The sequence below is a fragment of the Pseudomonas sp. ARP3 genome (assembly GCF_001029595.1).
Taxonomy (GTDB): domain Bacteria; phylum Pseudomonadota; class Gammaproteobacteria; order Pseudomonadales; family Pseudomonadaceae; genus Aquipseudomonas; species Aquipseudomonas rhodesiae.
This window is the reverse complement of sequence record NZ_LEKF01000006.1, coordinates 20,367-45,480: the sequence shown is the minus strand read 5'-3', so window position 1 is coordinate 45,480 and position 25,114 is coordinate 20,367. Positions and strand designations below refer to the sequence as shown.

Annotated in this window: 13 protein-coding genes; 7 read left to right on the top strand and 6 right to left on the bottom strand. The window is 62.7% G+C overall.

Annotation, left to right across the window (positions count from 1 at the left end; genetic code table 11):
* Nucleotides 1–3 precede the first annotated feature (3 nt).
* The 4 genes from ABX75_RS09265 to uvrA all read left to right on the top strand — a co-directional run bounded on the left by ABX75_RS09265 (nt 4) and on the right by uvrA (nt 8,824).
* Nucleotides 4–1,419 carry a DNA polymerase Y family protein gene (locus ABX75_RS09265; protein WP_047881805.1) on the top strand — a complete coding sequence of 472 codons (1,416 nt, stop codon included), beginning with the start codon at nt 4–6 and terminating at the stop codon, nt 1,417–1,419.
* The gene (locus ABX75_RS09260; protein ID WP_207268971.1) at nt 1,395–4,487 is read left to right on the top strand and encodes an error-prone DNA polymerase; all 3,093 of its coding nucleotides are present in this window, start codon (nt 1,395–1,397) and stop codon (nt 4,485–4,487) included. The genes ABX75_RS09265 and ABX75_RS09260 overlap by 25 nt, the downstream gene beginning before the upstream one ends.
* A gap of 108 nt (nt 4,488–4,595) precedes the next feature.
* Nucleotides 4,596–6,296 (top strand): ATP-binding protein, encoded by a 1,701-nt coding sequence (locus ABX75_RS09255; RefSeq protein WP_047881803.1) that lies wholly within the window; start codon nt 4,596–4,598, stop codon nt 6,294–6,296.
* An 8-nt stretch (nt 6,297–6,304) separates the two neighbouring features.
* Entirely contained in the window at nt 6,305–8,824 is a 2,520-nt protein-coding gene (uvrA, locus tag ABX75_RS09250) for an excinuclease ABC subunit UvrA (RefSeq protein ID WP_047881802.1), read from the top strand.
* Between the two features lie 54 nt (nt 8,825–8,878).
* On the opposite strand, the gene tkt is transcribed toward uvrA, so the two are convergent.
* Nucleotides 8,879–10,933, bottom strand: a complete 2,055-nt coding sequence (gene tkt, locus ABX75_RS09245) for a transketolase (RefSeq protein WP_047881801.1) — start codon at nt 10,931–10,933, stop codon at nt 8,879–8,881.
* A 175-nt stretch (nt 10,934–11,108) separates the two neighbouring features.
* Here tkt and ABX75_RS09240 point away from each other — a divergent pair, with 175 nt between their 5' ends.
* Nucleotides 11,109–11,333 carry a DUF465 domain-containing protein gene (locus tag ABX75_RS09240; RefSeq protein ID WP_034098345.1) on the top strand — a complete coding sequence of 75 codons (225 nt, stop codon included), beginning with the start codon at nt 11,109–11,111 and terminating at the stop codon, nt 11,331–11,333.
* A 66-nt stretch (nt 11,334–11,399) separates the two neighbouring features.
* On the opposite strand, the gene ABX75_RS09235 is transcribed toward ABX75_RS09240, so the two are convergent.
* Nucleotides 11,400–12,776, bottom strand: a complete 1,377-nt coding sequence (locus tag ABX75_RS09235; protein WP_047881800.1) for a VOC family protein — start codon at nt 12,774–12,776, stop codon at nt 11,400–11,402.
* A 196-nt stretch (nt 12,777–12,972) separates the two neighbouring features.
* Here ABX75_RS09235 and ABX75_RS09230 point away from each other — a divergent pair, with 196 nt between their 5' ends.
* A complete protein-coding gene (locus ABX75_RS09230; RefSeq protein ID WP_047881883.1) occupies nt 12,973–15,603 on the top strand; it encodes a glucosidase in 2,631 nt (876 codons plus the stop codon).
* Between the two features lie 91 nt (nt 15,604–15,694).
* Here the strand turns inward: ABX75_RS09230 and ABX75_RS09225 are convergent, their stop codons facing one another.
* The 4 genes from ABX75_RS09225 to ABX75_RS09210 all read right to left on the bottom strand — a co-directional run bounded on the left by ABX75_RS09225 (nt 15,695) and on the right by ABX75_RS09210 (nt 23,337).
* Nucleotides 15,695–16,009 carry an SCP2 sterol-binding domain-containing protein gene (locus ABX75_RS09225; protein WP_034098342.1) on the bottom strand — a complete coding sequence of 105 codons (315 nt, stop codon included), beginning with the start codon at nt 16,007–16,009 and terminating at the stop codon, nt 15,695–15,697.
* Nucleotides 16,010–16,065: 56 nt separating this feature from the next.
* On the bottom strand, nt 16,066–16,776 hold the full coding sequence (locus ABX75_RS09220) for a histidine phosphatase family protein (protein WP_034098340.1): 711 nt from the start codon (nt 16,774–16,776) through the stop codon (nt 16,066–16,068).
* Nucleotides 16,777–16,923: 147 nt separating this feature from the next.
* Nucleotides 16,924–21,606: a hemagglutinin repeat-containing protein gene (locus tag ABX75_RS09215; protein WP_053060077.1), complete on the bottom strand. Its 4,683-nt coding sequence runs from the start codon at nt 21,604–21,606 to the stop codon at nt 16,924–16,926.
* 33 nt (nt 21,607–21,639) lie between these two features.
* Nucleotides 21,640–23,337, bottom strand: a complete 1,698-nt coding sequence (locus ABX75_RS09210) for a ShlB/FhaC/HecB family hemolysin secretion/activation protein (protein ID WP_047881799.1) — start codon at nt 23,335–23,337, stop codon at nt 21,640–21,642.
* A 212-nt stretch (nt 23,338–23,549) separates the two neighbouring features.
* Here ABX75_RS09210 and sohB point away from each other — a divergent pair, with 212 nt between their 5' ends.
* Nucleotides 23,550–24,575 carry a protease SohB gene (gene sohB / locus ABX75_RS09205; protein ID WP_034098338.1) on the top strand — a complete coding sequence of 342 codons (1,026 nt, stop codon included), beginning with the start codon at nt 23,550–23,552 and terminating at the stop codon, nt 24,573–24,575.
* Nucleotides 24,576–25,114: the final 539 nt, after the last annotated feature.

The following is a 25,114-nucleotide window of genomic DNA, read 5'->3' as shown; positions in this document are numbered from 1 at the left end:
GCCATGCGCTGGGTGTGTATTGTCTTCCCGCAATTGGCGCTGGACGGGGTGCAGCGCCTGCATCCCGAGCCGGATGCGCCCTTGGCGCTGCTTGCCGGTACGCCGCAGCGGCGCGTCCTGCAAACCGTCAATGCCGCCGCGCGTGCGTTGGGCTTACGGCCTGGCCAGTCCCTGACGGCGGCACATGCGCTGGTCAAGACCTTTGCCAGCGCCGAATACGACCCCGTGCAAATTGAGCGTTGGCAGCAATTCCTGGCGGCCTGGGCCTACCGTTTCAGTTCTCAGGTCAGCGTGTACTACCCCCGCGCCTTGTTGTTTGAAATCGAATCGAGCCTGGGGCTGTTCGGGCCCTGGCCGCTGTTCGAAGCGCGCCTGCGCAAGGAGTTGACTGAATTGGGCTTTCGCCACCGCATTGTCGCCGCGCCCAACCCCGCGGCGGCGCGGGTGTTGGCCAATCTCTATGATGGTCTGGCTGTGGCCGATGACGCCGCTTTGCAGCAGGCCCTGGCCCCGTTGCCCATCGACCGCGCCGGCCTGGAGCCGCAGGCGGCTACCGCGTTATCGCGCATGGGCCTGCGTACCCTGGCCCACGTGCAGGCCTTGCCTCGGCACACCCTGGCGCGGCGGTTTGACGCCGGTCTGCTCCAGCACCTGGATGCCTTGAGCGGCCAGCGCCCGTTGGCTCTGGACTTCTACCAGCCACCCGACCGGTTTGACGTGCGCATCGAACTGAACTTCGACGTGCATTCCCATCAGGCGCTGCTATTCCCTTTGCGCCGTTTGACCGCCGATCTGTCCGCATTCCTCTGCGGTCGCGACAGTGGCGTGCAGCGTTTCGATCTGCATCTGGAACATGCCCAGGCCGCCGACAGCGTCATCAAAGTCGGCCTGCTCAGTGCCGAGCGCGAACCGGGCATGCTGTTCGAACTGGCGCGCGGGCGCCTGGAGCAGGTGCAAGTCAGCGCCCCGGTGCGCAGCCTTCGCCTGCTGGCCGAAGACCTGCCGGTGTTTGTGCCGCAGCGTCAGGACCTGTTCGACGAGCGCCCGCAACAAACCCTGCCCTGGGAGCAATTGCGCGAACGCCTGCGCGCGCGCCTGGGGGATGACGCTGTGCAGGGCCTGCGCTTTCATGCCGATCATCGCCCGGAGTGTGCCTGGCAAGCGGCAGCGGACCCGCGTGCCTGCCAAGCCTTGAACAAGGTGCAGCGCCCCGGCTGGCTGCTGCCGCAACCGAGCCCATTGGCCGAGCAGGGCGTGCATATCCTGATGGGCCCGGAGCGTATCGAATCCGGCTGGTGGGACGGCGCCGATATCCGTCGCGATTATTACTTGGTGCAGACCCGCACCGGCCAACGCGGCTGGGCTTTCCGCAACGTGGGGCAGAGCGATGGCTTGTGGCTGCAAGGCTGGTTTGCATGAGCTACGCCGAGCTGCATTGCCTGTCCAACTTCAGTTTTCAGCGCGGTGCATCCAGTGCCCTGGAGTTGTTCGAAAGGGCCAAGGCCCAAGGCTACAGCGCCCTGGCAATTACCGATGAGTGCAGCCTGGCGGGCATCGTGCGCGCCTGGCAGGCGGCCAAGGCGGTGGAACTGCCGCTGATCATCGGCAGCGAAGTGCGCCTGGAAAACGGCCCGAAAGTGGTGCTGCTGGTGCAAGACCTCAGCGGCTACCAGCACCTGTGCCGGTTGATCACCGTGGCCCGCCGCCGCGCCGAAAAGGGCCGTTATCGCCTGCTGCAAGACGATTTCGATCAACCGATGCCCGGCCTGCTGGCGTTGTGGGTGGCGGCTGACGATGACACCCAGGCGTCGATCCAATGGCTGCGCGAGACCTTCGCCGAACGCCTGTGGTTGGCGGTGCATCTGCATTGCGGGCAGGACGATGCACGCCACTTGCAGCAACGCCTGAACCTGGCCGCCAGTCTGCAAATACCAGCGGTGGCTTGTGGCGATGTGCATATGCACGTACGTGGGCGCCGCGCTTTGCAAGACACCATGACTGCCATCCGTCATCACGTCAGCGTGGCTGAGGCCGGCACGCGCCTGCACCCCAACGGCGAGCGGCACTTGCGCAGCCTTGACGCCCTCGGCGCGCTGTACCCGCAAGCGCTGCTCGACGAAAGCCTGGCCATCGCGCGTCGTTGCACCTTCGACCTCGGCCAGTTGCGCTATCACTACCCGCGTGAATTGGTGCCCGAGGGGCATACCGCTAAAACCTGGCTGCGCGCCGTCACCGAAGAAGGCATGGCGCGGCGCTGGCCCCACGGCGTCGAGGCCAAGACGTCAATGCAGATCGACCACGAATTGGGGCTGATCAGCGATCTGGGCTACGAAAGCTATTTCCTCACGGTGCATGACATTGTGCGCTTCGCCCGCAGCCGTTCGATCCTGTGCCAGGGCCGTGGCTCGGCGGCCAATTCGGCGGTGTGCTTTGCCCTGGGCATCACCGAGATCGACCCGAGCCTGACCAACCTGTTGTTCGAGCGGTTTTTATCCAAGGAGCGCAACGAGCCGCCGGATATCGACGTGGACTTCGAACACGAACGCCGCGAAGAAGTGCTGCAATACGTATTCCAGCGCTACGGCCGCCACCGCGCGGCGCTGACCGCGGTGGTCAGCACTTATCACGCTGCCGGCGCGGTGCGTGACGTGGCCAAGGCCTTGGGGTTGCCGCCGGATCAGATCAACGCCCTGGCCGATTGCTGCGGGCGCTGGAGTGACGACGCACCGCCCCTGGAGCGCCTGCGCGAAGCAGGCTTCGACCCGCATACGCCGATCCTGCATCGGGTGCTGACCTTGACCCAGCAGCTGATCGGCTTCCCTCGGCATCTGTCCCAGCACCCCGGTGGGTTCGTGATTTCCGAGTACCCGCTGGACACCCTGGTGCCGGTGGAAAACGCCGCCATGGCCGAGCGTACGATTATCCAGTGGGACAAGGACGACCTTGACGCGGTGGGCCTGCTCAAAGTGGATATCCTTGCCTTGGGCATGCTCAGTGCGATCCGCCGTTGCTTCGATTTGCTGCGCCAGCATCGCGGTCGCGACCTGTCGCTGGCCAGCATTCCCAAGGACGACCCGGCCACCTACGCCATGATCAGCAAGGCCGACACCATTGGCGTGTTCCAGATCGAGTCGCGGGCGCAGATGGCCATGCTGCCAAGGCTCAGGCCCAAGGTCTTTTATGACCTGGTGATCGAGGTCGCCATTGTGCGGCCCGGGCCGATCCAGGGCGGCATGGTGCATCCGTACCTGCGGCGGCGTAACCATGAAGAACCGACGACTTACCCGTCGCCCGAACTGAAAACCGTGTTGCAACGCACCCTGGGCATCCCGCTGTTCCAGGAGCAAGTGATGCAGATCGCTATGGTGGCCGCCGACTACAGCCCCGGCGAGGCCGACCAGTTGCGCCGTTCCATGGCCGCCTGGAAACGCCACGGCGGCCTTGAGCCCCATCGCGAGCGGTTGCGCGATGGCATGCTGAAAAACGGCTACACCGAGGCATTCGCCGCGCAGATCTTCGAGCAGATCAAGGGGTTTGGCAGCTACGGTTTCCCCGAGTCCCATGCGGCCAGTTTTGCCTTGCTGACCTACGCCAGTTGCTGGCTCAAGTGCCATGAACCGGCGGCGTTCGCGTGCGCGCTGATTAATAGTTGGCCCATGGGGTTCTACAGCCCGGACCAGATCCTGCAGGACGCGCGGCGCCATCGCTTGCAGATCCGCCCGGTGGATGTGCAGGCCAGCGACTGGGATTGCAGCCTGGAACCCATCGATGGCGCGCAACCGGCGATTCGCATGGGCTTGCGCCTGATCTCGGGGTTTCGTGAAGAGGATGCGCGGCGCATCGAAGCGGCGCGCCGGCAGCAAATATTCAGCGACATCGCCGACCTGGACCGTCGCGCCGCGCTGGACTCACGAGCCCAGGCCCTGCTCGCCGATGCCGGCGCCTTGCGTGCCCTGGCCGGCAATCGCCACCGCGCACGCTGGGAGGTGGCAGGCGTGCACAAGCAACTGGGATTGTTTGCCGGCCTGCCCAGCCCCGACGAAGACACGGTGGTCTTACCGGCGCCCACGGTCAGCGAAGACCTGCACGCCGACTATGCCACCCTGGGCACCACCCTCGGCCCGCATCCACTGGCGCTGCTGCGCGCCGAGTTGCGTCAACGACGCTGCCGCAGTTCCCGCGAGCTGATGGCGGTGGAGCATGGGCGCAATGTCAGCGTTGCCGGGCTGGTTACCGGGCGACAACGGCCCGGCACCGCGAGCGGGGTGACCTTCGTGACCCTGGAAGATGAGTTCGGCAACTTGAATGTAGTGGTCTGGCGCGACCTTGCCGAACGTCAGCGCCTGGCTCTGGTCGGCTCGCGCCTGCTTAAAGTCGATGGCCGCTGGGAAGCGGTAGGCGAGGTGAGGCACCTGATCGCCGGGCGGCTGACCGATCTGTCCGCCTTGCTCGATGGTATGGATGTGCGCAGCCGGGATTTTCGTTGAGCCCAGTAGCATATGCGGCGAATTGCCCCTAACGTATGCAAATGAAACGATCCGCCCCCGGTGCGCTCCAACTGTTGCGACCGTCCTTTCTCTGCGCAGAGCCGAACGATGCAATTTTTATCCAACCCACACGGCTGTGAAGGTTGGGCCGGTGAAATGGCCCATCGTATTCGCGCATTCGACTGGTCAACTACCGATCTTGGACCGATCGATCGATGGTCCACCAGCCTGGCCTGCACCGTGCAAATGATGCTGGCGTCTCCGGTGCCGATGGTGATGCTGTGGGGGCGAGCGGGCTACATGATTTACAACGACAGTTACTCGGCTTTTGCCGGTGGACGTCACCCTTATCTATTGGGCACGCCGGTGGAGCTGGGTTGGCCGGAAGTGGCGGATTTTAATCGGCATGTGGTGGACACCTGCCTGGCCGGCGGCACCTTGTCGTTCAACAATAAAGACCTGGTGCTGTTGCGCAACGGCCTGCCGGAGACCGTGTGGCTCGATCTGTACTACAGCCCCGTCGCCGGTGATGACCAGCAACCGGCCGGGGTGTTGGCGATTGTGGTGGAGACCACCGAACTAGTGAAGTCCGAGCAGGTGCGCCAAGAACTCACGCACAACCTGGAACAGCGGGTGGCCGCCGAAGTGCAGGCGCGTTCCGCCGCCGAGGACCAGTTGCGCCAGTCGCAAAAACTGGAAGCCATTGGCGGCCTCACCGGCGGCGTGGCCCACGACTTCAACAACCTGCTGCAAGTGATCTCCGGCAACCTGCATTTGCTGGCGCGGCATGAGCCGCACAATGAGCATGTGCAACGCCGGGTCAGCGCTGCGATTGCCGCCGTGGACCGTGGCGCCAAGCTGTCGGCCCAATTGCTGGCGTTTGCCCGGCGCCAGCCGCTGTCGCCAGCGGTGTACAACCCGCTGCGTATTTACGAAACCCTGGGTGAACTGCTGCAACGCGCCTTGGGCGAAACCATTCATATCGACGTGCAATTGCCCCGCGACCCCTGGTGCATCCACGTCGACCGTCACCAGTTGGAAAACGCCTTGCTCAACCTGGCGATCAATGCCCGGGACGCCATGAAAGGCGAAGGTGTGATTCGCATCAGCGGCGAAAACATCATCCTCAACCCCGACGATTGCGTGGGCAAAAGCGTCAACCCTGGCGAATACGTGCGTCTGTCCGTGGCCGATACCGGGGTGGGCATGTCGCCGGCCATCCAGTCCAAAGTGTTCGAACCCTTCTTCACCACCAAGCGTGATGGCCACGGCACGGGCCTGGGCCTGAGTATGGTGTTCGGCTTTGTGCGTCAGAGTGGCGGCCATGTGGATGTGTGCAGCGAAGAGGGCAAGGGCACCTTGGTGCAGCTGTATTTTCCGCGCAGCCTGGGCGAGGAGTGCCTGGAGGTGCCGGCCGAGCCGGTGGTCTCTGAGTGTGGCCGGGAAACCATCCTGGTGGTGGAAGACAACGAGGGCGTGCGCCTGACCGTGGTGGAGGTGCTCGAACAATCGGGCTACACCGTGCTCACCGCCGAAGATGGCGACCAGGCCATGCGCCAGTTGCAAGCGGGCCTGCAACCGGAGCTGATTTTCACCGATGTGGTGATGCCGGGCCGGGTCAAAAGCACCGACCTGGCCGAGTGGGCGCGGGAGCAGATTCCGCCGGTGCCGGTACTGTTCACCTCCGGCCACACCCGCGACATCCTCTCCAACAACCATCTGCTGACCCCCGACATTCATCTGCTGAGTAAGCCCTACAGCCCCGAAGCCTTGACGCAACGGGTGCGCAGCGTGCTCACCGCTCGATAAGGTTGACCATGACCTCACAACGCAACCTCCCGCCGCTCACGGCCCAGGCCGCTGGCTTTGTGCGCGTGCGCGGCGCTCGCGAACACAACTTGCGCAACGTCGATGTGGACATCCCGCGCGATGCCCTGGTGGTGTTCACTGGCGTGTCCGGCTCGGGCAAATCGTCCCTGGCGTTTTCCACGGTGTATGCCGAGGCTCAGCGCCGCTATTTCGAATCGGTGGCGCCGTATGCACGGCGCTTGATCGACCAGGTGGGCGTGCCGGATGTGGACAGCATCGAAGGCTTGCCGCCGGCGGTGGCCCTGCAACAGCAGCGCGGCACGCCGAGTGCACGCTCATCGGTGGGCAGCGTGACCACCCTGTCGAGCCTGATTCGCATGCTGTACTCCCGCGCCGGTCAATACCCGGCAGGGCAGGCCATGCTGTATGCCGAGGATTTCTCGCCGAACCTGCCCCAGGGCGCGTGCCCGCAATGCCATGGGCTGGGCCGCGTGTATGAGGTAACGGAGGCGCTGATGGTGCCCGATCCGTCCCTGAGCATCCGCCAGCGCGCGGTGGCGTCCTGGCCGTTGGCGTGGCAGGGCCAGAACCTGCGCGACATCCTGGTGACGCTGGGCTATGACGTGGATATTCCGTGGCGCGACCTGCCGAAAAAACAGCGCGATTGGATTCTCTTCACCGAAGAAACCCCAACGGTGCCGGTGTATGCCGGTTTCACCCCGGAGCAGACCCGCGAGGCGCTCAAGCGCAAGTTGGAACCCAGTTACCAAGGCACGTTCAGCGGTGCGCGGCGCTATATCCTGCACACCTTCAGCCACACTCAGAGCGCGCTGATGAAAAAGCGCGTCTCGCAGTTTATGCAGGGCAGCCCTTGCCCGCTGTGCGAGGGCAAACGCCTGACCCGAGCGGCGTTGTCGGTGAAATTTGCCGGGGTGGACATCGGCGAGTTGTCCCAGCTGTCGTTGACGCAGCTGGCCGAGTTGCTGCGACCGGTGGCGGCGGGCGAAGACCGCATGAAACTGTCGGTGGAAAAGCGTCTGGCGGCGCAGCGTATCGCTGAGGATCTGCTGGAACGCGTTAATACACTGATCGAACTGGGTTTGGGCTACCTGTCCCTGGAACGCAGCACGCCGACTTTGTCGTCCGGCGAATTGCAGCGTTTGCGCCTGGCCACTCAGTTGGGCTCGCAATTGTTTGGGGTGATTTATGTGCTGGACGAACCATCGGCTGGCCTGCATCCGGCCGATGGCGAAGCCTTGTTTACCGCGCTGGAGCGGTTGAAGGCGGCGGGCAATTCGTTGTTTGTAGTCGAGCACGACCTGGAAACCATGCGCCGCGCCGATTGGCTGATCGATGTCGGCCCGGCTGCCGGCGAGCAGGGCGGGCAAGTGCTGTACAGCGGGCCGCCCGCCGGCCTGGCCGAGGTGCAGGCGTCGCAGACCCGCGAGTACCTGTTCGCCGCACCGCGTCCGGCCACTGCCGCGCGTCGTGAGCCTAGCGCCTGGCTGACGCTGGAGGGCGTAACGCGCAATAACCTTAAAGATTTGCAGGTGGATTTTCCGCTGGGCTGCTTTACCGCCGTCACCGGGGTTTCCGGTTCAGGCAAGTCCAGCCTGGTCAGCCAGGCACTGCTCGAACTGGTGGGCAGTGGCCTTGGACGCGTGGTGGAAAGCGACGAGGAACCAAGCCTGGAAGATGACGCGCCGCAAGCAAGCGGCGGACGTATCGGCGCTGGGCTGGAACATATCCGGCGTTTGGTGCAGGTGGATCAGAAGCCCATTGGCCGCACGCCGCGTTCCAATCTGGCGACCTACACCGGGCTGTTCGACAACGTGCGCAAACTGTTTGCCGCCACGCCAGCGGCGAAGAAGCGCGGCTACGATGCCGGGCAATTCTCGTTCAACGTCGCCAAGGGCCGCTGCCCCAACTGCGAGGGCGAAGGCTTTGTCAGCGTCGAGTTGCTGTTTATGCCCAGCGTCTACGCACCGTGCCCAACCTGCCATGGCGCGCGCTACAACCCCGAAACCCTGGCGGTGAAGTGGCAAGGCATGAGCATCGCCCAGGTGCTGGGGCTGACGGTGAACCAGGCGGTGGAGGTGTTTGCCGAACAGCCGGGCGTGCTGCGTTCGCTGGAGGTGTTGCGGGATATCGGCCTGGGTTACCTGCGCCTGGGCCAACCGGCGACGGAGCTGTCCGGCGGCGAAGCGCAGCGCATCAAATTGGCCACCGAGCTGCAACGCAATGCCCGTGGCGCCACCTTGTATGTATTGGATGAACCCACCACCGGCCTGCACCCACGGGACGTCGACCGCTTGCTCAGCCAGCTCAATCAACTGGTGGACGCGGGGCACACGGTGGTTGTGGTGGAACATGAAATGCGCGTGGTGGCCCAGAGCGACTGGGTGATCGATATCGGCCCGGGAGCCGGTGATCTGGGCGGCAACGTGGTGGCCTGCGGCACGCCGCAGAAGGTGGCCAAAAGCAAAAAGAGCCGGACTGCGCCGTTCCTTGCCAAGGCGATGATCTAATAAGTGATGGGGGCCAAAGGTAGGAGGGGGCAAGCCCCCTCCCACAGGTTTTGATCAGTGCTGGTTAAGGTCGATCTGAGCCTTGGCCTGTTTCACCACATGCTCAACCGTGAACCCGAACTTCTCCTGCAATTTGGCCAATGGAGCCGAGGCGCCGAAGCTGTTCATCACCACTTTGGCGCCAGTCTGGCCGACGTAACGGTCCCAACCCAGAGGGCCGGCCTGTTCGATCACCACGCGCGCCTTCACGGCAGGCGGCAATACGCTGTCGCGGTAGGCCTGATCCTGGTCTTCAAACAGCTCCCAGCTGGGCATCGACACCACCTGCGCGGCAATCCCTTCAGCCTTGAGCTGTTCATAGGCGGCCACGGCCAGGCTGACCTCGCTGCCCGTGGCTATCAGGATCACCTCAGGCTGGTCAGCCGCCGCCAGCACATAGGCGCCCTTGGCCGCACCACAGGCCGCCGCATAGCGGCTGCGGTCAAGCGTCGGCAACGGTTGGCGCGACAACACCAGGCAGCTGGGCCGGTGGGTCTGTGCCAGGGCGACCCGCCATAATTCCAGGGTTTCATTGGCGTCGCCCGGGCGCAGGGTCAACAGCCCTGGGGTGGCGCGCAGCTGGGTGAGGTGTTCGATAGGTTGGTGTGTCGGCCCGTCTTCACCCACGCCGATCGAGTCATGGGTAAACACGAACACCACCGGCAGCTCCATGATTGCCGCCAGGCGGATCGGCGGCTTCATGTAGTCGCTGAATACCAGAAAGGTGGAGGTGTAGGGCCGCAGGTAAGACAACGCCAGACCGTTGGCGATCGCGCCCATGGCGTGCTCGCGGATGCCGAAATGCAGGTTGCGCCCGCTGTAGTCGTCGGCGCTGAAACGCCCGGCGCCGTCGAACGTGAGGTTGGTCTTGGTCGACGGCGACAGGTCCGCCGAACCGCCAAGCAGCCAGGGGATTTGTCGGGCGAAGGCATTCAGTACTTCGCCACCGGAAGCGCGGCTGGCGACGCCCTTGGCGTCCGCTTCAAAGGTTGGCAATTCGTCTTGCCAGTGCGCAGGCATCTCGCCGGCGCGCATGCGCCGCAGTTCGTCGGCACGGTGTGGGTCCAGGCTGGCCAGGGTCTGATTCCATTGTTGGAACAACGGTTCGGCCCGCTCATACAGCGCATCGCGCAATGCCGTGCGTGCGGCATCGGGCACCAGGAACTGGGCATCCTCGGGCCACCCATAGGCGGCCTTGGTCAGGCGGATTTCTTCATCGCCCAAGGGTTCGCCATGGGCAGCGGCGGTGTTGTGCTTATGGGGCGAGCCATAGCCGATCACGCTGTCGACCACGATCAGGGTGGGCGCCCCGGTATTGGCCTGAAACGCTTGCAGCGTCTGGCTCAAGGCCCCCAGATCGTTGGCGTCGGTGACATGCAGCGTGTGCCAGCCATAGGCCTGGAAGCGCTTGATCACGTCCTCGCTGAACGCCAGCTCAGTATGGCCTTCGATGCTGATGGTGTTGTTGTCGTAGATCCAGCACAGGTTATCCAGCTTCAGGTGGCCGGCCATGGATGCGGCCTCGCTGCTGATGCCTTCCATCATGTCGCCGTCGCCGCACAGGGTGTAGACGTTGTAATCGAACAGCACCTGGCCGTCGCGGTTGAAACGCTCAGCCAGCCAACGCTCGGCCATGGCCATGCCGACGCTATTGGCGCACCCCTGGCCCAGCGGGCCGGTGGTGGTCTCGACACCGGTGGTCATGCGGTATTCCGGGTGCCCCGGCGTCTTCGAGTCGGCTTGGCGGAACTGCTTGATATCGTCCAGGCTGATCGCCGGCTGGCCGGTGCGCTGCCCGTGGGCATCAACCTCCACCACCCCGGCCAAGTGCAGTAGCGAATACAACAGCATCGAGGCATGCCCCACCGACAACACAAAGCGATCTCGGTTAGGCCAATCAGGCTGCTCCGGGTGGTAGCGCAAAAATCGGCTCCACAGCGTATACCCCACCGGCGCCAGGCCCATGGGCGTGCCGGGATGGCCGGAATTGGCCTTCTGCACGGCATCCATCGCCAGGGTACGCAGGGTGTTGATGCATTGAGTGTCGACAGCAGTGGCTGGATGAGTCATGAACCGGTCTCCCTCGGGTTGCGATCTGCAGTGGAGGGCAGGGCGTCGTAAAAGGTTTGATCTCATCTCACCTGCCGCGACGAACGGGGCAAGATTCACCCAGGACATGACAAAGCCCGTGAGAATGGTCTAGCTTCAAGGTCGTAAGCCATCGATCAACATGCGGAGGTACGCCATGCCAGTGAAACACGACCTGTATCAGGATTTGGGGTTGAGCAAGGAGGCCGTTCACGAACGCAGGGCAAGTGACAAACGCCTGGATTCGCTGCTCGACCAATACGACGTCGCCGACGCGGAAGTGGTAAAGGCCGAAGGAGCAAGTGCCAGCGATGAAGACGTGGAGAAACTGAAGAAAAAACGCTTGTTGGTCAAAGATAAGATTGTGGCGCAGTTGGGCTGAGCAGAACCAAGGAGCGAGCACGCTCGCTCCTACATCGTTTGTCCCGAAGTGTTTGAAAGGCAGCGATTATTCCAACAACGCCCGCATACACTCATTCACCGACCGCTGTTGTGTCTCCCCATACAACTTCAATTCATCAATCGTCGGGCTGCCGAGGGCTTTTTCGAATTCAGCCTGGTTTGAGTTGGCTGTGTAGTGGCTCTGCGCAGCCTCCCCCAGGTTCGACTGGAAGATCCCCGCCGCGCTGACCGGCAGGAAGTCCTCGTACACCAGCGGTTCCACATCGATATGGCCTGCGTCGATCAGCTCCGGCAGGGTACGGGGTTGTGTGGGGTTGCCGCGTGCCGCCAGGCCTTGCGCAGTGGCGAAGTAGCGAAAGTAGGCCAGGCCCTGTTCGCGTAGTTGCGCGTAGGTGTCGGGGAAGGCCTGGAAATGGTGCGCCAGCAGTTGACCATAGCGCCCGGCGTTCGCCTCGCTGGGGAACGCCCCCAGTTCATCGCGGGCGGCGTTCAGCAGTCGGTCATACAGCGCGCGGCCCTTGGGCGTGAGTGCGACGCCGCGTTGCTCGATTTCGCCGAAACGTGCGCTGTGGCTGCCTTGGGCGTCGGTGAACGCGATGGGTTCGTCGAGGGCTTTGAAGCTGGTCTGGCGCAGCAGGATCGGGCACTGGCGGGGTGGCGGGCCTTCGATGACGGCCTTGGGTGTGATGCCTTTGCCGGGCATGGCCGCTTGCACCTGGTCGATGTCCAGCGTGCGCGGGGTCAGATGGTTGATATGCGGGCCTTTGAAGGCCACCACGTCGGCGATCAGGCGGTGTTGGTCGCTGAGTTGCTGGTACTGCGCGGCGGTGACGGTCGCGGTGTGGTGCCAGCGGAAGGTTTCCAGGGCCTGTCGGATAAATTCATCGGCATCCTCGACATTTAGGCCACCGTCTCGCTCCGCTTGTTCGATCAGCGCCAGGGCGCTCGGGGTGAAGATCGAGCGCTTGGCCAAGGCGTTTTCGGCGAAGGCGCGCAGGTCGGGATTTTCAATCAGTTCCAGGCGCAGCAGCGAGGTGAACACGCGGAACGGGCTGGTTTGCAGCGCGCTTTCATGCACCGCACGAAATGCCGTGGAGTGCACCGGCACGCCCGCCGGCGTCAGGTCGTAATAACCCACCGGCTGCATGCCCATAACCGCGAACAAACGGCGGATGGTTGCCAGCTCGGCAGCCGTGCCCAGGCGAATCGCGCCGTGGCGTTCCATATCCAGGCGTTGCATCTCGCCGGTGCGCTGCAGGTGCTGTGCCAGCCGCGGATCAGCCTCCAGCGTCTGCGCGTTGACCTGCGCCACCAGCTCCATCAGCGCGCCATACAGCGGGACTTCAGCGCGGTACATCTCGGACATGGCCTTGGAAAAACCCTTGCGGATCTCGTCGGGGCTGACATGGGCGCTGGCTGGCATAGAAAAATTCCTGATGACAATGAAAGAGGGCGTGGCCGTTGTCCGGATTTTGTTGAGCCCCGAGGCGGCTTGCAAACGAAGAATCCTCTGGACTTCATTCTGCAAACGAATGAGTCAAGGTAAAACCGAGTTCATGTGCATTGATACGGGGATGGGTTCTACACTGGCCGCCAACCAGTGCCTGTTGGAGGGTTGGATGACCGCATCTATTCTGCAAACGATCGAGGGCCAGCGCCTGGTGGGTGAGGGCGCCGATGCCTGGCGCGTGTGGGGCCCGTATTTAAGTGAGCGCCAGTGGGGCACGGTACGAGAGGACTACAGTGCCGACGGCGATGCCTGGCGTTTCTTTCCCCATGATCACGCACGTAGCCGCGCTTATCGCTGGGGCGAAGATGGTCTGGCCGGGTTCAGCGACAAGGCGCAGCATTGGTGCCTGGGCCTGGCGCTATGGAACGAGCGCGACCCGATCATCAAGGAGCGTCTTTTCGGCCTGAACAACGCTGAAGGCAACCACGGGGAGGACGTCAAGGAACTGTACTTTTTCGTCGATGGCGTGCCGAGTCATGCCTACATGCGCATGCTCTACAAGTACCCGCATGCAGCGTTCCCCTATGATGATTTGGTCGCCGAGAACGCCCGACGAGGCTTGGGCGATGCCGAGTATGAAATCCTCGATACCGGGGTGTTCGAGGACAACCGTTATTGCGATGTCAGCGTCGAATACGCCAAGCACCAGCCCGACGATATTTTCATGCGCGTCATCGTGCATAACCGCTCGCCGCAGCCGACGCGCCTGCAGGTGCTGCCTCAGTTGTGGGCGCGCAATGACTGGAGCTGGACCTTCGATGCACCCAAACCACGGTTGAGCCTGGACGGCGAGCAGGTGTTGGCGCGTCATCCTGCATTGCCGGATCGCTGGCTCAGCGCCTGGGGCCAGGACGGGCTGGAATGGCTGTTCTGTGAAAACGAGAGCAACACCACTCGCTTCGACGGGCAGCCAGCATCGGGGCCGTTCAAGGACGGCATCAACGATTACGTGGTGAACGCGGCGCATTCGGCGATTCGTCGCGACGCCGGCACCAAGGTCGCCGCGCGTTTCATCCTCGATCTGCCAGGGCTGGCGAGCCAGACCCTGTACCTGCGCTTCGCCCCCGTGGAAGCGCCCCAGGTCCATGCACGCAAACTGTTCGAACAACGCCGCCGGGAAGCGGATGACTTTTACGCGGCATTGCAACACGGCATCAGCGACGCAGACGCGCGCAATGTGCAGCGCCAGGCCCTGGCAGGGTTGCTTTGGTCCAAACAGCTGTACTACTTCGACGTCAACCAATGGCTCGACGGCGATCCCACCCAACCTGCGCCGCCGCCCGAGCGCTTGCACCTGCGCAATAGCCATTGGCGGCACCTGTCCAATTTCGACATCCTGACCATGCCCGACACTTGGGAATACCCCTGGTATGCCTCCTGGGACCAAGGGTTCCAGGCCGTTGCCATGGCGTTGATCGATCCGGGGTATGCCAAGCACCAGTTGTTACTGCTGGTCAAAGATCGCTTTATGCATCCCAACGGCCAATTGCCGGCGTACGAATGGCGTTTCGACGATGCCAACCCGCCGGTCCATGGATGGGCCAGTTGGCGCGTGTATCAGCAGGACAAGGCGCTGACCGGTATCGGTGATTTGGACTTTCTTGAACGGATTTTCCACAAGCTGCTGTTGAATTTTTCCTGGTGGGTCAACCGCAAGGACGCTGAGGGGCGCAATCTGTTCCAGGGCGGCTTCCTGGGCCTGGATAACATCGCCCTGTTCGATCGCTCGGCTGCGATGCCGCCTGGCTATCAGCTCGATCAGGCCGACGGCACGGCGTGGGTGGCGGCCTATGCGCTGGATTTGATGCGTATCGCTCTGGAGTTGGCCAAGCGCAATGCCGTGTATGTGGATATTGCGGTGAAATTTTTCGAGCATTTCTTGTATATCGCCGGTGCCATCAACCGGGTCGACGATAGCGAGGAAGGCCTATGGGATGAGCAGGACCTGTTCTTCTACGATGTGCTGCGTCGCCCAGACGGCCAGAACGAACCGGTACGCCTGCGCTCCATCGTCGGCCTGATGCCGCTGTTTGCCGTGCTGGTGTTGGAGCAACGCGAGCATGAAGGTTTGCCTGGGCTACGCGAGCGCCTGCTGGGGTTTATGCACCACCGGCCCGATTTGGCCGCACTGGTATCGCGCTGGAACGAGCCGGGACAGGGCAATCGCCTGTTGCTGGCGCTGCTGCGTGGCGAACGCACCAAGGATCTGCTGCGGCGCATGCTGGCTGACGACGAGTTTCTCTCAACGTTTGGCGTGCGCTCACTATCCAAGGCGTTCGCGGACCAACCCCTGGCACTGAAGATAAATGGCGATACGTTGTGCGCGCGTTACCAGCCAGGTGAATCCGACTCGCGGCTGTACGGCGGTAATTCCAATTGGCGCGGGCCGTTGTGGATGCCCATCAACTACATGCTGATCGAGTCGCTGCGCGAGTTTGAGCGTTATTACGCCGATCACTTTTCGGTGGAGTACCCGGCGGGCAGCGGTTATCTGGCGTCACTGGGAGAAGTGGCCGACGGCCTCAGCCAGCGGTTGACTCGCTTGTTTCTATTGGATGAAAACGGTTCACGCCCGTCGATGGCGGGGTATGCGCAGTTGGAGACTGATCCCCTCAGCCGTGAGCTGGTGTTGTTTCACGAATATTTCCATGGCGAAACCGGCCGCGGCCTGGGGGCGTCACACCAAACCGGGTGGAGTGCATTGGTGGCGTTGTTATTAAGTGTTGCGCCGAAGGCTTGAGGGGAATAAGGCCGGTATCCGGTTAGTCGGAGGCCGCCAGGTTGAACGAAAAATCCCGCCGGGGGGGCGGGATTCTTTGAACATCGACTTATCAGGCCGGAAACAGTTCGCTCAGTTTCATCGCCAGCATCATGTCGCCTTCGGTGCGCAGCTTGCCGCCCATGAACGCCTGCATGCCGTCGGTGGTGCCGTCGACGATGCCTTCCAGCGTGTCGCTGTCCATCACCAGGGTGACTTGGGCGTCTGGGTTTTCGCCTTCTTTGAGTTCGCAGGTCTTGTCTTTGACCACCAGGGAGAAGTTCTTGGTGTCGTCGATGCGGAAACCGAACACCAGGTCCAAGCCTTCGGCAGCGCTTGGGTTGAATTTGGCTTTCATTGCTTCTACAGCTTTGGCTACGTCAGTCATGGTTTCGATCCTTAAGGGTGGAGTCCAGTGACCTTGGGGTCACGGTTGGCCGCGGTTCATCGGAAGGTGATGAGCTGCGGCGCCTTCAACAGTTGCAAGTGGGTATGGCTGTTGAAGGAAGCCAGGGCCACCTCGCGACCGCGGAATTTCAGCTGGTTGAGCGAGGTGTTCACAATCTGCCAGTTCAGCTCGAAGGCTTGGGCGGCAGGGATGCGGGTAATCAGGTGGAGCAGGGCGGTGATGGTGCCGCCGGAGGTAAACACGGCGATTTTGTGGGTGTTCTCGGCTGCTTCCAGCAGACGCTGCAGGCCGCCTTGGACGCGCTCGACAAACCCCAGCCAGCTTTCCAGCCCTGGTGGGTCGTAGGTGCCGGCCAGCCAGCGTTCGATGATCAGGGCGAAGATGCGTTGGAACTCGCCGCGGTTTTGTGCGGCATTGCGCAGAATGTCCAAAGCATCGGGCTCGCTGTCGAGCAGGTCGGGGAGCAGGGCGCGGATGATGGCGTCGGCATCGAATTCGTTGAAGGCGCTGTCGGTTTCCAGGGTGGGAGTCGGCAGGCCGAGGGTGCGGTATTGATCGAACGCGGCTGTGGCGGTGTGCTGCTGGCGGCGCAGGTCGCCGGCTATGCAGCGGTCGAACACCAGGCCCATGTCCGCCAGGTGGCGACCGAGCACTTGCGCTTGTTCCACGCCGATGGGGGACAGCACGTCATAGTCGTCTGCACCGAAGGAGGCCTGGCCATGTCGAATCAAATAGATGCTGCCCACGTCCGTTCACCCGGTACGTTGAAAGTCTGGCGAGGTTATGAGGATGCCGGGGAGCTGTCAATGGAAAAACATACGCTTGTTTTAAAAGCGTGTTGGAGCAACTGAGCAAGGCCCCTGTGCACAGGGGCCTGGATGTTTTTAACGCGCTTATTGATCGACTCCGCTGATCAGGTGTTGGCCTTGATCGTGGCCGCCGGTACGCAACAGGCCCAAGTTGAAATGCTCATCGCGCTGGCTTTGCGGATCACGGGGGTTATTGAACGCTGCGTAGAGCGCTGTGCCCAGTTGCTGGGGCGAGGTCGAGGCGTTGAGCGAGAAATCCGTGCGGGTGTCGCGGCCTTGGATGTCGCGGCCAGTAATCTTCGCCTCGCCCAGTGCCACGCGGCCATGGCTGGAGGCGATGCGCGCGCCGGTCAGGTCGACTGCGCCGCCCACATGCAGCGTTACCCCGTCGCCGCCGTTGATGCCGGACGCCTCGGCGACCTTGTTATTGCTGAACCAGCTGAAGTCCCCCAGCAGTGTGGGTGTGGTGTCGCGGTAAGCCGGATTTTGAAACAGCAGGTTCTTTAACGTGGACGACCCCGTGGCCGCGCCAGTACCGGCCTGGGTCGCGGGTGAGCCACCGACCTTGCTGAGCAGCTTGTCCTTGAGCGTGCGCGCCTTGTCGGCCGTTTTTTCGTAAAGGTTCTTTCCGGCGGTCTTGAGCTTGCCCGACCATGGCCCGCCGGCCACGCTGAGCTTATCGACCGCGCCCGCCGGGTTCTTTTCCGTGGTCAATTGCGCGTCGACCTGCACCTTCAAGCCCTCCACCTGATCCTGACGGCTCTGCACCACCAAGTCGCCGTCGATTGTGCCGCTGACCTCGCGCGCCGTGACGGTGGCCCCCAGCAACTGCGTATCGCCGCGGCTGTCGAGTTGAATGCGATCAGCCCGCAGGCGGGTATTGTCGTGGGTCTGACTGCTGAGTTGGTCCACGCCGCCCTTGGCGCGCGCGAACAGGCCGGAACCGTTATTGGCCGGGTCCGTACTGCGGGTGCCGCTCACACCCAGGCCGCCGGCGATAGTGCGGTTGTTGCGGTGCTCGTTGGAGACCGCAGACTCCAGCACCAAGTCGCCGCCGGTGGCCGCCAGCTCAAACGCCTGGGCCTGGCCCTGCACTCCTTGCAGGCGCACATGATCGGCCTGGATACGCACGGTGCCCGCGCTATCGAGCGTGCCACCGCGCTGCAACACGCTGTGTTCGTCGATGTCAGCCAGGCTGAACTGGGCACCGGCGCTGCCGCTCTTGCTGCTGGATGTGTCAGCCTGGGTCGCTTTGGCACTGACGCGAGCCCCGCCACCGATCCCGTCGCCATTGGCCGTGTGGGTATCGACCCCGGCCAGGAACTCAAAGCGGTTTCCGGCGGTGAGGCGAATATCGCCGCTGTTGGGCGTGCCGACTTTGGCGCCGTGCAGGGTCAGGTCCTGCCCGGCGTCGATTTCGATCACGCCGTCGGCGATCAAATCGGCACTGCGGCCTTGGGAGTCTTCGACGCTCAAGTCGGATTTATCCAACTGGAAGCCCGCGTTGGCTTTCTTGCTGGTGCCTGGGCTGCTGCCCAGTTCAACCCAGCCGAAACCGCTCAAGGTGCCTTCGCCGGAACCCTGCCAGTCGCGGGCTTGGTTGAAGGTCAGCGAACCGGCGGCCTGAATCTTCAAATCACCGCGTCCCGCGTCGAAGCGGCTGCCTTCGTAGCGGCCGTCGCTGCCCAACTGCACGCTGATGCCGCGTTTGCCCTCGATGCTGCCTGGCACTGCGGTACGGGTGGTGTTACCCAGGTCGAAACTGCCGCCCACGCCCAGAACCCGCGCATTCAGGTCGCGGCCGGTGGTGGTGTACAGCCTTAACGAAACGTCGGTGTCGGTGCCGTTGTCCTGTTGCCAACTGCTGTTCTCGGCTGCGTTGAAGGTATGGCTGTCGGCCTTGATCGACACGCCTCCCTCGGTGGCCGTGTAGCGTGTGCCTGTATCGGTCAATGCACCCTCGACCTGCACGTTGACGGTGGCACCTTCGAAGGTGCTGACCACCGCTGTGGTACCTCCGCTCTCGGCGCGGGTGTTCAGCACATTGACGGCCAGGTCGACGCCCAGGTTGGGTGGTTCAATCGCGTCAAGCACCGAGGGTTGATAGAACTTGCTCTGATCCACCCCTTCGACCAGTTTTTGCACCGGGCGAGTGAGGTCTTTGTATTCGATGTTGCTGCCGATACTGGCGGTCCAGCCCTTGACCTGCTCGGTTTCGACGGTGCTGTTGGAGACCGCGCGGTTTTCCACGCTGCCGGCGCTGAGGGTGAGGTCTTTGTCAGCCTTGACCTGCGCGGCCTCGGTCAACAGTGTGCCCTGGCCCTTGTCGGCAACCAGATTCAGATCGCCAGCGCTGCTCAGATGGCTCGATTTGACGGTGGTGGAGGCGCTGCTTGTAATCACCTCTTCCTGACCGACCTTGTAACCGCCGCCGGCTCGATCCATGCCGCCGGTGACAAAGTGGCCAAGGCCGAAGGTATCGGTTTCACTGACGCGCGTGGTGGTGTCGGCTTCGCTGAGCAGTTCGATGGCGTGGCCGGCGATGTTCAAATCGCCCTGGGTACTGCTCACGTCCGAGGCTTTGACCCGCACGGTATTTTCGGCAGTGATGTCCACCGTGGCGCCTTTGAGTTGGCTGCCTTCATGGGTGAGGCTGTCTTGGGTGGTGGTGTTGTGCTCCTGGCTATAGCCGACCCCGGCTTGAAATTGTTTCGAGCCCTTGATGCCGGGCGCCGCTTGTTTGGTCTCGGTGGCGGAAGAGGTGAACCCGTTGCGGGTGGTCTGCGTGACCGTGGTGTCGCGGCTCGTGCCCGCTAGCAAGTTGATATCGCCCGCGGCGGTCAGTTTCAACTCGGCCTTTGCTTCGACATCCGCGCCGATCACATTCAGATCACTGGCGCTTTGCAGGCGCAGATTGCTCTGGGACTTCACCTGGCTGCGCACCAGGTTGCTGGCGTTTTTCCGCTCGTCAGTCTGGTCCTTGAATAGGCCGAACAGTTTGCTGTCGGAGCGCGACTTTTCCGAGTGCACCAGGCTTTGGCTGCCGTCGATCGTCAGCGAGCCGCTGTTGCTGATCAATACCGCGTCCTGCTGCCCCAGCACCTGGCTGCCGGTAATCAGCACATCGTCGGAGGTGACCCGCAAGGTGCCCTGGGCACTGACGCGGCTGCCGATGGATTGGTCTTCGCTGCGGTTGTCCTTGTCGTTTTTGCCGAACACGGCGCCGGAGAGCAGGTCGCCTTCGTAGTTGTTCTGCGTGCGTTGCTGGGCAGCGCGCGTGACGCCGACATTGACCTGTTTGCCGGACTCGATCGTCAGGTCCCCCTGGCTCTGGACCTGGCTGCCGAGCACCGTCAGGTTCTTGCCGCTGCGTACGCTCATCGCCGCGTTGCTTGACAGGCTGCTGGCGCGGGCGGTTTCGGTGGTGCGCGAGGTGTCGTAATCCCCACGCCATAGGCCCTTGCGGTGGTTGAGGGTTTCGCGGGTGGTCTGGGAGTCGTTCAAAGCGCTAAGGCGCAGGTCTCTGCCGGCCGTGGCGTGCAGGTTGCGACCGGCGCTGGCGCTGGAGGCCGACAATTGCAGATCGCCACCGGCCTTGAGCGTCAGATCGGTGCGTGCCTTGAGCTGGGTGCCGACGTGTTCGACGTCGATCTGGGTGGTGGTCTTGTCGTAGGTTTCGGTAGTGATGAACAACACCTTCTTTTTCCAGGACTCTTGCTGTTGGCTCTGGCTTTTGCGGGTTTTGGCCTCAAGGCGCAGATGGCGTCCGGCGCTGGCGTCGATGGCGCGACCCTGCACCTCAACCGCCGACAGTGTCAGATCGTTGTGGGCGGCGAGGGCGACGTCGCCGTTGGTGCTGCTGATGCGGGTGCGCACCGGCTCAGGGTTGCCGGAGATGGACAGGTTGCCGGCCGACGTCACCTTGAGATTGCCGCGCGCTGTCAGCGGCGCGGCGATCTTGACCCCGGCGCCGTCGGCGGTGCTGATAATGTTGATGCGTCCGGCCTGCATGGCGCCCAACAGCTGCGCGTCGACCGGGCGGGCGCTTGCCCGGCCGCTGCTTTCGATGACGGCGTCGGCGTAACGCAGGCGATTCTGCCCGATCAAGACGTTGAGATCGTCCCGTGCGGTGAGCGTACCGTGGGTGCTGATGCGTGGAGCGATCAGGTCGAGGGCGCCGGCGCTGTTGCTCACGCCTCGCTCGCCCACATTGAGGGGGTTGGCACCGTTGAAGGTGGTGAGGCGCTTGAGCTTGCCGCCCTCCAGTTCCGGGCTGCCCACTACAAAGCTGGCGCGCGGTGTATTGATAAAGCTGGCGCCGTTGACTGTGATGCCGTTGGGGTTGGCCAGCACGTAGTCGGCCGCGCGCCCGAACACTTCCTGCGGGCCGTTGATATGGGAGGCCTTGCGGCTGGTCACTTCGTTGAGGATCAAGCCGGCCGCCCGGCCGCTGAACTGCGGATTGGCGGGTAACTGCCCGGCCAGTTTCGAGCGTCCCGCCGCCACCGCGTTGTTCAATACCAGACCTGCGCTTTGCACGTTGTAGTCCACGAATCGGTTGTGGGAAACCCCAGCCTGGTTGGGCGCGACGATGTTCAATACCGGTACATCCTTCACCGTGAAGCGCTGGGCATTGCCGCTCACCGGCACCACATCGGCGGCGAACGCCTGATGGCCATAGTGAATCGACAGCAGGCTGCAGATCACCCAACGCAGGGGATGGGAGGGTTTGAGATGAACCGATGGAAAACGGCAATGACTAGTCATGGCTTGACCTTCTTGTTGTTATTGGGGGAGGCGTTATAAGTGCAGGCTTAACTCCATCAGCCAGAAACCTCGTTCCTTGATCGGTAGCGCGGGGCCGAACAGCCCGCGCTGGTAATCCACGTCCACTTGCCAGGTGCGGTGGTTCAAGGCCAGGCCAACGCTGGCCCCGCCTACACGCTGGATATCGGCGCCTTTGAGGTACTGGCTCCAGCCCAGGTCCACCCCCACGCGCGGGCTGATCTGCAACTGGCCCAGCAGGTGTCGGCGCAGGCTCAAGGTGTTGCGCCACACCGCGCCGTTGGCGGCGGCCAGCGCAGCGAGGCGGAAGCCGCGTACCGCGTAATGGTCGGTGATCAGCAACTGTTCCAGGCTCGGCAGTGGGTCGGGGCTGTATTGCAGTGCGAGTTGGCTGTTCCACACACCGTCGGCGGTTGGGTTGTGCCGCGTGTAATCGACGTCGACGCGGTATTTATGAAATTGCGCGCGGGGCAAGTCCCGGGATTCACGCCGGCTGTCGCGGTCGGCGCCCAAGCCGTCGAGGCCCTGGGCATAGCTGGCATTGGCGTTCCAGATGCCGTCCGCCAGCCTCAACAGGTTGAGACTGGCCTCGGCCACCGTCAGGCTCGGGCTCTGGATCGCCAGGTAGGTATCGGCGATGTAGCTTTGCGAGCGTTTTGTGTTCAGGCGCAGGTTGCCATTGAGCAACGTGTGCTGATCGCGCCACAGCAGGCGGTTGAGGGCGAGGCCGTATTGATGGGCCTGGCCATTGGCGCTGACGGTCTGGCTGGGCAGGGCGATGCCATAACGGTAGTGGGCCTGGCTGGCGCTCAAGGCCAGGGTCCAGAAACCGTAGGGCAAGGTGTAGTAGATACCCTGGGAACGACTGTAGCGGTGGCTGTCGCCCAGGGAGGTACTGGCGCTGACACTGATGAAGTCATTCAGGCTCAGCGGGCTGTCGTACGCCAGATGGAGTAGCGCCGTGTGCCTTCCTGTCGCCTCGGTGCCACGGTTGTTGTAGCTCGCGCTGCTGCTCAAGCGCGGCGCAGCGGGGCGCGGGCGCAGCAACAGGTGCGAGGCCCCAGGTTGCTGGCCGGGGAGTACATCCACCGTCAGATCGACTGAGCGCAGGCGGTTCAACTGATCGAGGCCCTGTTCCAGCTCGCGCAGTTGCAGCGGCCGGCCCAGCATGTCGGGGAACGCGCCGCGCAACGACACCGGTAGGTCCGGATCCGCCAGTTCGATGCTTTCGAGGTAGCCTTCTTCGATGACGATGTCGAGGCGCTGGCCATCTTCTGGAGGCTGTTTCAGGTAGGGGCGACTGGTGATATAGCCGGCCTCGACGTACAGCGCGGTCAGTGCCGCCAACAATTGGTTGATAGGCGACGCGCCCATGCACGCGCTGAGGTGGGATTGCAGCACCGTGCGCAGGCGCGCCGGCTTGAGCAGGGTATTGCCCGTCAGGCGCAGGCCGCGTATCTGCCAGCACGGTTCGGTGGCGGACGACTGCGGGAGCGGGGCGGCGGGCTCCGATTGCACTGTGGCCTCACGCTCAAGCAGGCGCAGGCGCTGCTCGCGTTCCAGTTGCTCGCGGGTTCGACGCTCGAACTCTTGCGCACGCAGGTCGACCGGGTTGAGCTGTGCGGAGGCTGCCACGCCAGGGAGGCTGGCGCTCGACGCGATGCACAGCGCCATGAGCAGCCAGGCGCGGGTATCGAGGTGCTGGGGGCGCATCGGCGTCGCTCCTGTGTGGGTGTGTTCAACGGAGAGTTTAAAGTCGTTTTCTCTTGTATTTGCTGGGCTTCGGGTCTGAAAATGATGTGGGAATCGAACTACGCAAGTAGGACTTTGTCGCTATTTTTGTAGGATATTGGCCGGGTTAACAGTGTTAGACACGGTGGCGACAATCCCCGTAGACTGCGGCTTTCGAGCCTCATAGGTGTCTTATGGAGTTTCTTGCCGAGTACGCAAGTTTTCTAGCTAAAACCGTCACCCTGGTGGTCGCCATTCTGGTGGTGCTGATCAGCTTCGCGGCGCTGCGCAGCAAGGGGCGGCGCAAGTCCGCCGGTCAATTGCAGGTCAGCAAACTCAACGATTTTTACAAGGAGCTGCGCGAGCGCCTGGAGTCGACCCTGCTCGACAAGGATCAGCTAAAGGCCCAGCGAAAATCCGAGGGCAAGGCCGAAAAGAAGAAGGGCAAACAGAAAGCCGAGGCCAAGCCACGGGTGTTCGTGCTGGACTTTGACGGCGACATCAAGGCCTCGGCCACCGAGAGTCTGCGCCATGAAATCACCGCATTGCTCAGCCTGGCCACGCCCAAGGATGAGGTGGTGCTGCGCCTGGAAAGCGGCGGCGGCATGGTGCACAGCTATGGCCTGGCCTCGTCGCAACTGGCGCGTATCCGCCAGGCCGGCGTGCCGTTGACCGTGTGCATCGATAAGGTGGCGGCCAGCGGCGGCTACATGATGGCGTGCATTGGCGAGAAGATCATCAGCGCGCCCTTTGCCATCCTGGGTTCCATCGGTGTGGTGGCGCAGTTGCCCAACGTCAACCGCCTGCTGAAAAAGCACGATATCGACTTCGAAGTGCTCACCGCCGGCGAGTACAAGCGCACCCTCACGGTGTTTGGCGAAAATACCGAGAAGGGCCGGGAGAAATTCCAGGAAGACCTGGACATCACCCATCAACTCTTCAAGAACTTTGTTTCGCGTTATCGCCCGCAGTTGGCCATCGACGAAGTGGCGACCGGTGAGGTGTGGTTGGGTGTGGCCGCGCTGGATAAACAGTTGGTTGATGAGTTGCAGACCAGCGATGAATACCTGGCGACCAAGGCCAAGACGGCCGAGGTATTTCACCTGCACTATGCCGAGCGCAAGAGCTTGCAGGAGCGCGTTGGCCTGGCGGCCAGTGGTTCGGTGGACCGCGTGTTGTTGACGTGGTGGAGCCGGTTGACTCAGCAGCGCTTCTGGTAACACCAATGTGGGAGCGGTGGCTTGCTCCCGATAGCCGTAAGTATCTAAAGGCTGATGCAAAACGCCGTGGTGAGCAGGCTTGCCCTGCGCTGGGCTGCGAAGCAGCCCTCTCCAAAAAATAGGGTTTATCTGGCACACCGAGGCGCTTGGCCCGGGGGCGGCTTTGCAGCCAAGCGCGGGGCAAGCCTGCTCACCCCAAAGGCCGCATTTTTTCAGGTTTTGTTTTCATCGAAGGGCAAGTAGATGCCTATGCCCCGATAGCGGTGTATCAATCAACCTATGCGAACTTGAAGAACGGCCATCGGGGTAAGCCCGCCTCTCACGGGGTTTACGCTTCGGGTACAGATTTTGTAATGGTTTTGCGTTGTGGGAAATTCATGTTTCGAATGTAGGATTTAAGTCCTTTTCTCATTGCAGGACTTGCATGAATACCCTCTCGGAGCCCCCCAGTCGTCTTTCCCCAAGACGTTTATTGCTGCCGTTCCCGCTGAAACATCCCGTTTTTCGATTGCTGATCTTGTGCCGGTCCTACGACCGCG

What these genes read in the sequence shown, in the direction of transcription:
- ABX75_RS09230 (WP_047881883.1), top strand. Translation starts at nt 12,973, where the DNA reads ATGACCGCATCTATTCTGCAAACGATCGAGGGCCAGCGCCTGGTGGGT.
- ABX75_RS09235 (WP_047881800.1), bottom strand. Translation starts at nt 12,776, where the DNA reads ATGCCAGCCAGCGCCCATGTCAGCCCCGACGAGATCCGCAAGGGTTTT.
- uvrA (WP_047881802.1), top strand. Translation starts at nt 6,305, where the DNA reads ATGACCTCACAACGCAACCTCCCGCCGCTCACGGCCCAGGCCGCTGGC.
- tkt (WP_047881801.1), bottom strand. Translation starts at nt 10,933, where the DNA reads ATGACTCATCCAGCCACTGCTGTCGACACTCAATGCATCAACACCCTG.
- ABX75_RS09215 (WP_053060077.1), bottom strand. Translation starts at nt 21,606, where the DNA reads ATGACTAGTCATTGCCGTTTTCCATCGGTTCATCTCAAACCCTCCCAT.
- ABX75_RS09225 (WP_034098342.1), bottom strand. Translation starts at nt 16,009, where the DNA reads ATGACTGACGTAGCCAAAGCTGTAGAAGCAATGAAAGCCAAATTCAAC.
- ABX75_RS09255 (WP_047881803.1), top strand. Translation starts at nt 4,596, where the DNA reads ATGCAATTTTTATCCAACCCACACGGCTGTGAAGGTTGGGCCGGTGAA.
- ABX75_RS09210 (WP_047881799.1), bottom strand. Translation starts at nt 23,337, where the DNA reads ATGCGCCCCCAGCACCTCGATACCCGCGCCTGGCTGCTCATGGCGCTG.
- ABX75_RS09240 (WP_034098345.1), top strand. Translation starts at nt 11,109, where the DNA reads ATGCCAGTGAAACACGACCTGTATCAGGATTTGGGGTTGAGCAAGGAG.
- sohB (WP_034098338.1), top strand. Translation starts at nt 23,550, where the DNA reads ATGGAGTTTCTTGCCGAGTACGCAAGTTTTCTAGCTAAAACCGTCACC.
- ABX75_RS09265 (WP_047881805.1), top strand. Translation starts at nt 4, where the DNA reads ATGCGCTGGGTGTGTATTGTCTTCCCGCAATTGGCGCTGGACGGGGTG.